General features: G+C 63.7%; 9 protein-coding genes and 2 riboswitches. Of the genes, 5 read left to right on the top strand and 4 right to left on the bottom strand.

Annotated elements, in window-relative coordinates:
- Positions 1–277: 277 nt before the first annotated feature.
- The gene (locus AAFX91_RS14875; RefSeq protein ID WP_130579696.1) at positions 278–475 is read right to left on the bottom strand and encodes a hypothetical protein; all 198 of its coding nucleotides are present in this window, start codon (positions 473–475) and stop codon (positions 278–280) included.
- Between the two features lie 49 nt (positions 476–524).
- The gene (gene metE / locus AAFX91_RS14870) at positions 525–2,855 is read right to left on the bottom strand and encodes a 5-methyltetrahydropteroyltriglutamate--homocysteine S-methyltransferase (protein WP_394566960.1); all 2,331 of its coding nucleotides are present in this window, start codon (positions 2,853–2,855) and stop codon (positions 525–527) included.
- Between the two features lie 106 nt (positions 2,856–2,961).
- A riboswitch (cobalamin riboswitch) is annotated at positions 2,962–3,163 on the bottom strand.
- A 132-nt stretch (positions 3,164–3,295) separates the two neighbouring features.
- Positions 3,296–3,515, top strand: a riboswitch (cobalamin riboswitch).
- Positions 3,516–3,629: 114 nt separating this feature from the next.
- Here metE and AAFX91_RS14865 point away from each other — a divergent pair.
- The 3 genes from AAFX91_RS14865 (at position 3,630) to AAFX91_RS14855 (ending at position 8,512) form a co-directional block, all read left to right on the top strand.
- Positions 3,630–6,506, top strand: coding sequence for a ribonucleoside-diphosphate reductase subunit alpha (locus AAFX91_RS14865; protein ID WP_394566959.1), 2,877 nt, complete (start codon positions 3,630–3,632; stop codon positions 6,504–6,506).
- Between the two features lie 23 nt (positions 6,507–6,529).
- The gene (locus tag AAFX91_RS14860) at positions 6,530–7,657 is read left to right on the top strand and encodes a ribonucleotide-diphosphate reductase subunit beta (RefSeq protein ID WP_130579698.1); all 1,128 of its coding nucleotides are present in this window, start codon (positions 6,530–6,532) and stop codon (positions 7,655–7,657) included.
- A gap of 180 nt (positions 7,658–7,837) precedes the next feature.
- Positions 7,838–8,512 carry a TetR/AcrR family transcriptional regulator gene (locus tag AAFX91_RS14855; protein WP_130579699.1) on the top strand — a complete coding sequence of 225 codons (675 nt, stop codon included), beginning with the start codon at positions 7,838–7,840 and terminating at the stop codon, positions 8,510–8,512.
- Positions 8,513–8,638: 126 nt separating this feature from the next.
- Here AAFX91_RS14855 and pyk read toward each other — a convergent pair whose 3' ends face one another.
- Both pyk and AAFX91_RS14845 read right to left on the bottom strand, forming a co-directional pair.
- The gene (gene pyk / locus AAFX91_RS14850; protein ID WP_130579700.1) at positions 8,639–10,075 is read right to left on the bottom strand and encodes a pyruvate kinase; all 1,437 of its coding nucleotides are present in this window, start codon (positions 10,073–10,075) and stop codon (positions 8,639–8,641) included.
- Entirely contained in the window at positions 10,072–10,662 is a 591-nt protein-coding gene (locus tag AAFX91_RS14845) for a DUF1036 domain-containing protein (RefSeq protein WP_165421175.1), read from the bottom strand. Before AAFX91_RS14845 ends, pyk begins: the two co-directional genes overlap by 4 nt.
- Before the next feature lie 197 nt (positions 10,663–10,859).
- Here AAFX91_RS14845 and AAFX91_RS14840 point away from each other — a divergent pair, with 197 nt between their 5' ends.
- A complete protein-coding gene (locus AAFX91_RS14840) occupies positions 10,860–11,162 on the top strand; it encodes a DUF1244 domain-containing protein (protein ID WP_130579701.1) in 303 nt (100 codons plus the stop codon).
- 281 nt (positions 11,163–11,443) lie between these two features.
- A complete protein-coding gene (locus AAFX91_RS14835; protein WP_028163653.1) occupies positions 11,444–11,713 on the top strand; it encodes a DUF2312 domain-containing protein in 270 nt (89 codons plus the stop codon).
- Positions 11,714–11,819 lie beyond the last annotated feature (106 nt).

Raw genomic sequence — 11,819 nt, 5'->3', positions numbered from 1 at the left:
TCCCTCGTTTGAGATTTCGACAACCTCATTCTGGCACAACTGATGCCGTAGGGGGCCGTCCACCCCATCAACCACAGATGCTCCTGGTGCGCAAAGCCGTATCTGCTTGCTCGCTCCACAACAGGCATCGGTGGTTATGGGTCCTGGCCTTCGCCAAGACGACACCGTCATTGCGAGGAGCGCAAGCGACGAAGCAATCCATACCTCCGCAAGCGGCGAAATGGATTGCTTCGTCGCTTTGCTCCTCGCAATGACGTTATTAACCGACTGCATATCGTCATGCCCTCCCGGGCGCGCCGAGATGCACGGCCAGAATGTGCTCCGGCGTTTCGGCGACATCGATCCTCTCGCCATCGCCGCCGACGAAGGCAAGCACGGTGCGCTCGCCGTCGCGCCACATGCTGCCGACGAGCGCGATGTTGATGTGGATGGGCTGCCCCGTCTCGAACCTCGTGCATTGAATCCAGAAGCGCATGGGGTTCTCCTTCTCGAGCCGCCGGAGGATACGAGACGGGGCGGCAATACTAGGCAAGCGACCGCAATTCGCGCGCCGCAGCGACCATGTTGGCGAGCGCCGGACGCACCTCCTCCCACTTGCGGGTCTTCAAGCCGCAGTCGGGATTGATCCAGAGCTGGGTGTCGGAGAGCCGTTGCCTTGCGAGCTTGAGGAGATCGGTGATCTCGCCAATGTCAGGCACGCGCGGCGAATGGATGTCGTAGACGCCGGGACCGATTTCGTTCGGGTAGCGGTAGTTCCGGAAGGCGTCGAGCAATTCCATCTTCGAGCGCGAGGTCTCGATCGAGATGACATCGGCGTCCATCGCCGCGATGGCGTCGATGATGTCGTTGAACTCGGAGTAGCACATATGGGTGTGGATCTGGGTTTCGTCCTGCACGCCGGAGGCGCAGATGCGGAAACTGTCGACCGCCCAATCGAGATAGGTCTTCCATTCCGACCTGCGCAGCGGCAGGCCTTCCCGCAGCGCTGCCTCGTCGATCTGGATCATGCCGGCGCCGGCCGCTTCGAGATCGTGCACCTCATCCCGAATAGCGAGCGCGATCTGTCGGCACACTTCGCTGCGCGGCAGGTCGTCGCGGACAAACGACCAGTTCAGGATGGTCACGGGGCCCGTCAACATCGCCTTCACCGGCTTCGTCGTCAGCGACTGCGCGAACTGCCACCATTCGACTGTCATCGGCTGCGGTCGTGAGACATCGCCGTAGAGGATCGGCGGCCGGACGCAGCGCGAGCCGTAGGACTGCACCCAGCCGAGTTCGGTGAAGGCGAAGCCGGAAAGCTGCTCGCCAAAATACTGCACCATGTCGTTGCGTTCGAACTCGCCATGGACCAGGACGTCGAGCCCGATATTCTCCTGCCAACGGATGGCGCGCGCGGTCTGATGCTGCAGATAGGTCTTGTAGGCGGTATCGCTGAGTGCGCCCTTGGCATGCGCGGCGCGTGCGTTCCTGACATCGGTCGTCTGCGGGAAGGAGCCGATGGTCGTGGTCGGGAAGCGCGGCAGGTTGAACCGCTCGCGCTGCACCTCGACGCGCTCGGCGAACCGGCTGGCACGATGGCGCGTGCCGTCATCGATGGCGGCGAGACGCTGGGCAACCTTCACATCGTGAATCCGCGGCGAGATCTTGCGCGCGGCCGCGGCGGCATCGGATGCTCGGATCGCTTCGGACGCATGGGCCCGGCCACTTCCAAGAGCCGCGCCGAGGGCGGCAAGTTCTTCGAGCTTCTGCGCCGAGAATGAGAGCCAGGTCTTCACCTCGGGATCGAGCTTCGTCTCCAGCGCGAGATCGATTGGCACATGAAGCAGCGAGCACGATGGCGCGATCTGGACGTGTTCCTTGCCGAGCTTTGCGACAACGGGCTCGAGCTGATCGAGGATCCGGCTCAGATCCGCGCGCCAGACATTCCGGCCGTCGATCACGCCGAGCGACAGCACGCGCTGCTTCGGAACATCCATGAGATCGCCGAGCTGTTCAGGCGCGCGCACGAGATCGAGATGCAGGCCGGCGACCGGAAGGTCAAACGCGACCGCACGATTGCCGCCGAGCCCGCCGAAGCAGGTCGCCAGCATGATCCTGATGTCCGGCACTGCTTTGGCGATTCCGGAATAGGCGCGCCGTAGGGCTTGCTGAGCTGCGGCATCCAGATCAGTTGCGAGACAGGGCTCGTCGATCTGCACCCATTCCGCGCCGCGGGCAGCGAGCTCGCGCAACACTTCGATGTAGACCGGCAAGAGCCTGTCGAGCAGCGACAGCGTGTCGAAATGCGCGTCCTTGGACTTGGCCAGTTTCAGGAACGTGACCGGGCCGATCAGCACGGGACGCGTCTGATAACCCAGTGCCTTCGCCTCCTCATACTCTTCGATCGGCTTGCGCGAGGCGAGCGCAAAATACTGGTTCTTGCGAAGCTCCGGCACCATGTAATGATAGTTGGTGTCGAACCATTTCGTCATTTCGAGCGCCGCCACGCCGTGCGCGTGATGGCCATGTCCGCAGGCCTCGTCATGCGCGTCGGCCTTGGTGCCGCGTGCCATCGCGAAATAGGTCGCAAGCGGCACTGCGCCGCCGGTCCAGCCATAGGTTTCCGGGATCGCGCCGACCATCGCGCAGGTGTCGAGCACCTGATCGTAGAACGAAAAATCGTTCGACGGGATCACGGTGATGCCGAGCTTCTTCTGCCGCGCCCAATTGGCCGCACGGAGCCCGATGCCGGTTTCGATCAGCGTCTTTTCGTCCGATGCGCCGGACCAAAAGCGTTCCAGCGCGAATTTCAGTTCACGGCGCGGACCGATCCGCGGCGTTCCGAGAGATGCAACAGCAAGTGAAGTGGAAGACATTGGCTTAACCCCATGAGTTGGGGGCAAAGGCCGTAGTGACACGTCTGGATTCCCTGCGCGAGGTGTGCACGGAATCGCAACCGCACCACCGGGACACCCCGCCCGAGGACGTGTATGTTGTCGAGGCAGGTCTCCTGGCTCGCGGGTCGTTGCTGCGGTCCGGCCTTCCCGAAGCTTTGCAGGCTTCAGTGGCAATTGTGGACCGCGGCTCGCCGCTTACAGTTGCGGGGGCAGCTCCGGCTTTACACCGGCTTCCCTCTTAGCTCCGGAAAAGATCTCTCCGAAGAACCACGACGCGTTCACTTACCGGCAAGATCGCGCGAAGGTCAACTCGGATGACATCACGTGCGCGTGGCGCCGGTTGTTCACAGCATCGACGGCATGGACCGAAATTTTTGCGCTTCGCCCATACGTCCCATTGACACCATTCCACAAATCGCACCAGATGTAGCTGTCACGGTCCATCATGACGCAAGGAATGGTGGCTAAGAGGGAAGCCAGTGATCGCGCATTTATCGCGAGAATCCGGCGCTGCCCCCGCAACTGTAAGCAGTGAGTTGCTCCCGACTTTAGACGTCACTGATGCGGCATCGCATTGGGAAGACGGGGAGTAACGCCGACCTGCGAGCCAGGAGACCTGCCGTGACAGCAAATAACGTCCACGGGCGGGGTGTCCCGGCGGTCGCTTGCAGGCTCATGCCGGTGCGCCGCCGGCATCATCACGCAGCGTCGCCTCCGGCATCCGGCCCCAACAAACATCACGGGGTCTGCAAGATGTCACTCTCTCTCGATCGCGAAGCCACCGCGTCGTCTCTCATTCACCTGCGCCCCGAATCGATCGCGGCGCCGGAGGCGCGGCTGCCGATGCAGGTGATCCGCCGCAACGGCACGGTGTCGCAATTCGATGCCGGCAAGATCTCGGTGGCAATGACCAAGGCCTTCCTCGCGGTCGAGGGTCATACGGCGGCAGCGTCGCGCCGCGTGCACGAAGCGGTCGAGGAATTGACCGCCGAAGTCGTCGGCGCGCTGTCACGCCGGATGAGCGAAGGCCGCACCTTTCATATCGAAGACATCCAGGACCAGGTTGAACTGGCGCTGATGCGCAGCGGCCATCACAAGGTGGCGCGCGCCTACGTGCTCTATCGCGAGGAGCGGGCGCGGCAGCGCGCCGAGCAGCAGGCCGCGAAATCAGCAAAGGCCGCGGCCGGCCCAATCATCCACGTCACGCTCGCGGACGGCAACAAGGTGCCGCTCGACCATGCGCGGCTGGCGATGATCGTCGGCGAGGCCTGCGCCGGGGTCGACGGCGTCGATGCCGCGCCTGTGGTGGCAGAAATCCAGCGCAATCTGTATGACGGCATCAGCCAGGATGAACTCGCGCTCGCCAGCGTGATGGCGGCGCGCACGCTGGTTGAGCAGGAGCCGAATTACGCCTATGTCAGCGCGCGCCTGCTGCTCGACAAGCTCCGCACCGAAGTGCTGTCCTTCGTGCAGGGCGCACCAACCACTGCGTCGCAGGCGGACATGGCCGTGCGTTATGGCGAATACTTCCCGGTCTACATCAAGGCCGGCATCCGCGCCGAATTGCTCGATCCCGAGCTCGGCCGCTTCGACCTGAACAAGCTCGCCGCGGCGCTGAAGCCGGAGCGCGATCTCGCGTTCCAGTTCCTCGGCTTGCAGACGCTTTATGATCGCTATTTCCTGCATGTCCGCGGCGACCGGATCGAATTGCCGCAAGCCTTCTTCATGCGTGTCGCCATGGGTCTGGCATTGCGCGAGATCGACCGCGAGGCACGCGCGATCGAGTTCTACAATCTCCTGTCCTCCTTCGACTTCATGGCGTCGACGCCGACGCTGTTCAATTCCGGCACGCTGCGGCCGCAACTGTCGTCCTGCTTTCTCACCACTGTTCCTGATGATCTCGACGGCATCTTCAAGTCGATCAAGGACAACGCGCTGCTTGCCAAATATTCCGGCGGCCTCGGTAATGACTGGACCCGCGTGCGTGGGCTTGGCGCGCACATCAAGGGCACCAATGGCGAGAGCCAGGGCGTGGTGCCGTTCCTTAAAGTTGCCAACGACACCGCGATCGCCGTCAACCAGGGCGGAAAACGCAAGGGCGCGGTCTGCGCCTATCTCGAGACCTGCCACATCGACGTCGAAGAATTTTTGGACCTGCGCAAGAACACGGGCGACGATCGTCGCCGCACCCATGACATGAACACCGCCAACTGGGTGCCCGATCTCTTCATGCAGCGCGTCGAGGCCGATGGCGCATGGACGCTGTTCTCGCCGGACGAGACGCCCGATCTGCATGATCTCTACGGCAAGGCTTTTGCCGAGCGCTACGCGTCCTACGAAGACAAGGCCGCGCGCGGCGAGATGCGCGTATCCAAGAAGATCCGCGCGGTCGATCTCTGGCGCAAGATGCTGACCATGCTGTTCGAAACCGGGCATCCCTGGATCACCTTCAAGGACCCCTGCAATTTGCGTTCGCCGCAGCGCCATGTCGGCGTGATCCATTCCTCCAATCTCTGCACCGAGATCACGCTCAACACTTCGGACGAGGAGACCGCGGTCTGCAATCTCGGTTCGATCAACCTGCTCAACCATATCGGCGAGCGCGGGCTCGACTCGGTCAGGCTGAAGCGGACGGTCGCGACCGCGATGCGGATGCTCGACAATGTCATCGACATCAATTTCTACACCATCCCCGAGGCACGGCGCTCCAACCTGCGGCACCGGCCGGTCGGCCTCGGGTTGATGGGATTTCAGGATGCGCTGCATGTGCTTCGTATCCCGCTTGCGTCCGACGCGGCGGTCACCTTCGCCGACACCAGCATGGAGGCGATCGCCTATCACGCGATCTCGGCTTCCGTCGATCTCGCCGCCGAGCGCGGCCGTTATCCGTCGTTCGAGGGATCGCTGTGGAGCCAGGGCATCCTGCCGATCGATTCGATCGAGCTGCTTGCCGAAGCGCGCGGTGAAGTCGCGATGGACCGCTCGCGCACGCTGGACTGGGACGGCTTGCGCGAGCGCGTCAAGACGGTCGGCATGCGCAATTCCAACGTGATGGCGATCGCGCCGACGGCAACCATCTCCAACATCTGCGGCGTGGCGCAGTCGATCGAGCCCGCCTACCAGAATCTCTATGTCAAATCCAACATGTCCGGCGACTTCACGGTCGTGAACGCCTTCCTGGTCCGCGATCTCAAGGCGCGCGGGCTGTGGGACGAGGTGATGGTCAGCGACCTCAAATATTTCGATGGCAGTCTCGGTGCGATCGACCGCATCCCCGATGATGTCAAGGCGCTCTACGCGACCGCGTTCGAGATCGACAGCGCCTGGCTGATCGAGGCGGCGGCGCGGCGGCAGAAATGGATCGACCAGTCGCAGTCGCTCAACCTCTATATCGCCAACCCCTCCGGCAAGAAGCTCGATGCGCTGTATCGCCTGGCCTGGCAGCGCGGCCTGAAGACGACCTATTACCTGCGCTCGCGCAGCGCCACCCATGTCGAGAAGTCGACGCTGAAGGGCACCGACGGCAAGCTCAACGCCGTTACAGTTGCCCCGGCGATGTCCACCGCCCCGGACTTGTCCGGCGCCATCGCCTGCTCGATCGACAATCCCGAATGCGAAGCCTGCCAGTGAACAGCGGAATAAGGAATAACACCATGCTCGACTGGTCAGAGCCCACCGCGCCCGCGCGCCACGCGGCCATCCCCGTCATGAACCTCGCCGCAGCCGGCAACCAGACCGGCCTCGGCGCCATCGATCGCCATGGCGGCCGTGTCTCGGTCGACGACAAGCGGATGATCAACTGCCGCGCCGACGTCAATCAGTTGCTGCCGCTGAAATACAAATGGGCGTGGGAGAAATATCTTGCCGCCTGCAACAACCACTGGATGCCGACGGAAGTCTCGATGCAGGCCGACATCGCGCTGTGGAAATCGCGCGACGGCCTGACTGAGGACGAGCGCCGCGCGATCAAGCGCAATCTCGGCTTCTTCGCGGCGTCCGAAAGCCTCGTCGCCAACAACATCGTGCTGGCGATCTATCGCCATCTGACCAATCCGGAATGCCGGCAATATCTATTGCGGCAGGCATTCGAGGAGGCCGTGCACACCCATACTTTCCAGTACATCGTCGAGAGCCTGGGGCTCGATGAAGGCGAGCTGTTCAACATGTACCGCGAGGTGCCCTCGATCACGGACAAGGCGGCATGGGCTCTGAAGCATACACAGCATCTGGACGATCCCGATTTCAGGACCGGGACGCCGGAAGCCGACCAGGCGTTCCTGCGCGACCTCGTCGCCTTCTACGTCATCTTCGAAGGCATGTGGTTCTACACCGGCTTCGCGCAGATCCTCTCGCTCGGCCGGCGCAACAAAATGGTCGGGATCGCCGAGCAGTATCAGTACATCCTGCGCGATGAATCCATCCACCTGAACTTCGGCATCGATGTCATCAACCAGATCCGAATCGAGAATCCGCATCTTTGGACGAAGGCGTTCCAGGAGGAGATTCGCGAGATGGTGCGGACGGCGGCCGAGCTCGAAGCAGCCTATGGGCGGGACACCATGCCGCGCGGCTTTCTCGGATTGAACGCGGCACTCTGCGAAACCTACATGCACTTCATCGCCAATCGCCGTTGCGCCCAACTCGGGCTCGCGCCGGTATTCGATGAAGCCGACAATCCCTTTCCCTGGATGTCGGAGGCGATGGACCTGAAGAAAGAGAAGAATTTCTTCGAGACCCGCGTGATCGAATACCAGAACGGCGGCGCGTTAAGCTGGGAGTAACCAAGGTCCCGGCGGTGGGACCCCTTCTTTTTGTGCATTCCAGACGGCACAAATCCGTCTTGCCAGACGCCATGAATAGGTGTTCATCTTTTGCAGCGATCCGCGCTCGATCGCCCAAAATAGTGAAGTCTCGTTCGGCCGATCCCGAGCCGGCGAGAGCCTGGGGACGGGAACCGCGCCATGGTCTATCGGCGAACCCATCAAGTGGTAAAGCGGCTGGCCGCCCGGCGCAGCGCCATTCTGGCTGCGGCACGCGAGGCGGCGGCGGATGGCGGCATGGCCGCGGTGCAGATCGCCCCGGTTGCGGTCCGCGCCCATGTCGCGGCCGGAACCGTGTACCGCTATTTCCCGTCCAAGGCCGATCTGATCTCCGAACTGATCGCCGAGGTCTCGCGCGACGAGCTTGCCGCGATTCGCCGGGCGGCCGATGCTGCGCCGGGGCCGTCCTCGGCGCTGGCCGCCGCGGTCACCACGGTTGCCGTCCATGTGCTGTCGCAGCGCAAGCTCGCCTGGGGCATCCTGGCTGAGCCTGTCGATGTCGACGTCACCGCCTCGCGGCTTGCCAGCCGGCGCGAGATTGCGGGCGAAATCGCCACCCGGATCGATGCCGCGGTGCGCGCCGGCCACCTGCCGGCGCAGGACACCGCGCTCGCCGCCACTGCGCTGCTCGGCGCGCTGCATGAGTCGCTGGTCGGGCCGCTCGCGCCCGACAATCTCGACGATCCCGCCAAGCTGCGCGACGCCGTGCAAACGGTGACGCTGCTCGCATTGCGCGCCGTCGGCGTCATGGACGCCCGCGCCCGCGGCCTCGTGGTGCAGGCCACCACGCCCGCGAAGGCGCTGGTGGGGGCGTAGGCGCCAAGAGCGAAGTAGGGTGGGCAAAGCGAAGCGTGCCCACCATCTGTCGACAGTTGCGTTCCGGAATGGTGGGCACGCTGCGCTTTGCGCACCCTACGAGGTTATGCGCCGTACGAACGCCCGTCACTTCTCCGTGTCGCTTTGGGGCGCGACGGAGGCGATTCGGACCATGTTGGTGGTGCCGGGGATGCCGAGGGGGACGCCGGCGACGATGATCACGCGCTGGCCGGCGCGGGCAAAGCCATCCCTGAACGCGATGGAGTTGGCGCGGTCGACCATGTCGTCCTGGTCGCGCGCGTCCTCGGCGACGACACAATGCACGCCCCACACGACCGAGAGCTTGCGGCCCGTCGCCAGGTTCGGCGTGATCGCAACGACCGGCACCTTGGGCCGTTCGCGCGCGACGCGGATCGCGGTCGAGCCTGACGAGGTCCAGCAGATGATCGCCGAGAGGTCGAGCGTCTCGGCGATCTGGCGCGCGGCATCCGCGATCGCATCGCCCACCGTCTGCTCCGGCTCGGCGCGCTGCGCGGTGAGCACGCCGCGATAGGTCGGGTCGCGTTCCACTTCCTCGCCGATGCGGTTCATGGTGGTGACCGCTTCCACCGGATATTTGCCGGCAGCCGATTCCGCCGAGAGCATGATTGCATCCGCGCCTTCATAGACGGCGGTGGCGACGTCGGAGACCTCGGCGCGGGTCGGCACCGGCGCCTGGATCATCGATTCCAGCATCTGGGTCGCGACCACCACCGGCTTGCCGGCGCGGCGCGCCATCCGCGTCATCTGCTTCTGCAGGCTCGGCACGCGCTCCAGCGGCAGCTCGACGCCGAGATCGCCGCGCGCGACCATCAGCGCATCGGATGCCTCGATGATGTCGGCCAGCCGGTCGATCGCCTGCGGCTTCTCGATCTTCGCCATGACGGCGGCGCGGCCGCGGATCATCTTCTTGGCCTCGTGGACGTCCTCGGCGCGCTGCACGAAGGACAGTGCGATCCAGTCGATGCCCGTCGTCAGCGCGGCCTCGAGATCGGCGCGGTCCTTCGGCGTCATCGCCGACACCGGCAGGTCGGTGTCGGGGAGGCTGACGCCCTTGCGGTCCGACATCTTGCCGCCGATCACCACGCGCGTCACCGCGCGGTCGGGCGAGGTCTCTTCCGCAATCAGCCGCACCTTGCCGTCATCGAGCAATAGCGCGTGGCCGGGCCGCAGTGCCGCCAGGATCTCCGGATGCGGGAGGTTGACGCGGGTGCTGTCGCCCGGCGTCTTGTCGGAATCGAGCACGAAGCTCTGGCCGTTGTTGAGCTGCACTGAGCCCTCGGCAAAGGCGCCGAGCCGGAGCTTGGGCCCCTGCAGGTCGACTAGGATGCCGATCGGCCGGCCGTAGCTGGACTCGACATTGCGGATGGTCTTCACAAGGTCCCGCATCTTGTCATGCGGGGTGTGGCTCATGTTGATGCGAAAGAGGTCGGCGCCGGCCTCGAACAGCTTGCGGATCATTGCGCTGTCGGAGGAGGCGGGACCCAAGGTCGCGAGGATCTTGATCCGACGTAGTCTTCTCATTGCTTGCTTCCGGGCGGTGCGGCTGGAGGTAGACCAGACGCGCCTGGAGGCGTTCCGCCCGGTGGATTGGGCAGGCCTGGCACTGGGGGAGTCCCCGGTGCGACCCCGCCCGGCATTCCCGGCACCTTCTGCGCCGGCTGCTCGTTGGCTTCCGTCAGTTGTACGGTCCACGCCCGTTGCTCCCCGGTATCGACCTCGAAGAAGCCAGTGCGGTCATAGCCGCGCGCCAGGCAATTCTCGGTGCCGCGAATGGTGAACTCCTTGTCGCGCGAGCACATGAAGGCCTGGCCCGACCATTCGCCGCCGCGGTCATAGTCCAGCGCGTAGATGTAATAATAGCGCGCGACCAGATTGCCCCGCAGCAAGGTCTCGCAGGAGCGCGAGGAGATGTTCCACCAACCCTCGGTGGTCCAGCCCTCGGCGTCCTTGTAGCCGAGCGCGATGCCGACCCGGCTGGCGGTATTGTTGCAGAGCCGGAAATCGGCCGCCGCGGGGCTGGTCCACAGGCACGCCGCCACAAGCGCCAGCACGGGCAGAAGACCGGCAAGCAGACGAGGGGGGAGGGGAAGGGAATCCAGTACGATCATGAGGCGAAGCTACACCGAATCATTGACGATTTCGCGTGGCTCGGCGGCGCCTGTCAACGGAAGGCAGGCGGACTTCTGCCATCGAAAACCGCCGATCCCACCCGATTTCATGCTGTTTTGCGCAGCGATGTGGCAAAATCTGTGACGAATCCCACCTGATATCAATATGCTGGGAATCACAAACCGGGATGACGGCCATGACCATTGACGACAGGACCAGGACCGAGCTGGAAGCCGCCGTTTTCCGGCGCCTGGTCCAGCATCTGCAGGACCGCACCGACGTCCAGAATATCGACCTGATGAACCTCGCCGGATTCTGCCGGAATTGCCTCTCCAACTGGATGAAGGAAGAGGCCGACGCCAAGGGTGTCGCGATCAGCAAGGATGAGAGCCGCGAGGCCGTCTACGGCATGCCCTATGAGGAGTGGAAGGCAAAATACCAGGGCACGGCGACGCCGGAGCAACTGGCTGCGATGAAGAAGGCGCACCCCGGGCACTGAGCTGTAGGGTGGGCAAAGCGCAGCGTGCCCACCATTCACGGTCGGTGCAAGGAAGGTGGGCACGCTGCGCTTTGCCCACCCTTACGATTTTCGGCGTATCCACTAGAATCACCGTGTAACCACCGACTCTACCAGCATCTCTTGTGGGCGCGCTGTGGATGAGCGCGACGTTTCCTTGACGGGAGGCGTCCCAAACTTGAGGGTCATTTCCGACACGCGATGCGTGAGGAGCGCATACCGCTCAGGACGCCTCAACACCAGTTCCATTTCAGGAGTACCCGATGGCCACCTCCGCTGCCGTCAAAGAAGAACCCGCGACCCGATTCGCAAAAGACCAGCTCAAGGCCATCATCGAGCGCATCGAGCGGCTGGAAGAAGAGAAAAAGGCGATCTCGGACGACATCCGCGACGTCTATGCCGAGAGCAAGGGCAACGGATACGACGTCAAAGCCCTGCGCACCATCGTGCGCCTGCGCAAGCAGGATCCGAACGAGCGCCAGGAACAGGAGACGATCATCGAGACCTACATGCAAGCGCTGGGGATGATCTGAGGCCTTAGCCGCGCAACTACACCCCTGTCGTCCCGGGCAAGCGAAGCGCGACCCCGACACCGCCGTCATTGCGAGGAGCAACGCGACGAAGCAATCCATGTCTCCG

It is taken from the genome of Bradyrhizobium sp. 31Argb, from assembly GCF_043638955.1.
Classification (GTDB): Bacteria; Pseudomonadota; Alphaproteobacteria; order Rhizobiales; family Xanthobacteraceae; genus Bradyrhizobium.
The sequence above is the reverse complement of the archived record's forward strand: the minus strand, read 5'-3'. Positions and strand labels throughout refer to the sequence as shown.

Excerpts from the sequence above, each read along its gene's own strand:
- AAFX91_RS14855 (WP_130579699.1), top strand. The coding sequence starts at position 7,838 with ATGGTCTATCGGCGAACCCATCAAGTGGTAAAGCGGCTGGCCGCCCGG.
- AAFX91_RS14845 (WP_165421175.1), bottom strand. The coding sequence starts at position 10,662 with ATGATCGTACTGGATTCCCTTCCCCTCCCCCCTCGTCTGCTTGCCGGT.
- AAFX91_RS14835 (WP_028163653.1), top strand. The coding sequence starts at position 11,444 with ATGGCCACCTCCGCTGCCGTCAAAGAAGAACCCGCGACCCGATTCGCA.
- AAFX91_RS14840 (WP_130579701.1), top strand. The coding sequence starts at position 10,860 with ATGACCATTGACGACAGGACCAGGACCGAGCTGGAAGCCGCCGTTTTC.
- AAFX91_RS14865 (WP_394566959.1), top strand. The coding sequence starts at position 3,630 with ATGTCACTCTCTCTCGATCGCGAAGCCACCGCGTCGTCTCTCATTCAC.
- metE (WP_394566960.1), bottom strand. The coding sequence starts at position 2,855 with ATGTCTTCCACTTCACTTGCTGTTGCATCTCTCGGAACGCCGCGGATC.
- pyk (WP_130579700.1), bottom strand. The coding sequence starts at position 10,075 with ATGAGAAGACTACGTCGGATCAAGATCCTCGCGACCTTGGGTCCCGCC.
- AAFX91_RS14875 (WP_130579696.1), bottom strand. The coding sequence starts at position 475 with ATGCGCTTCTGGATTCAATGCACGAGGTTCGAGACGGGGCAGCCCATC.
- AAFX91_RS14860 (WP_130579698.1), top strand. The coding sequence starts at position 6,530 with ATGCTCGACTGGTCAGAGCCCACCGCGCCCGCGCGCCACGCGGCCATC.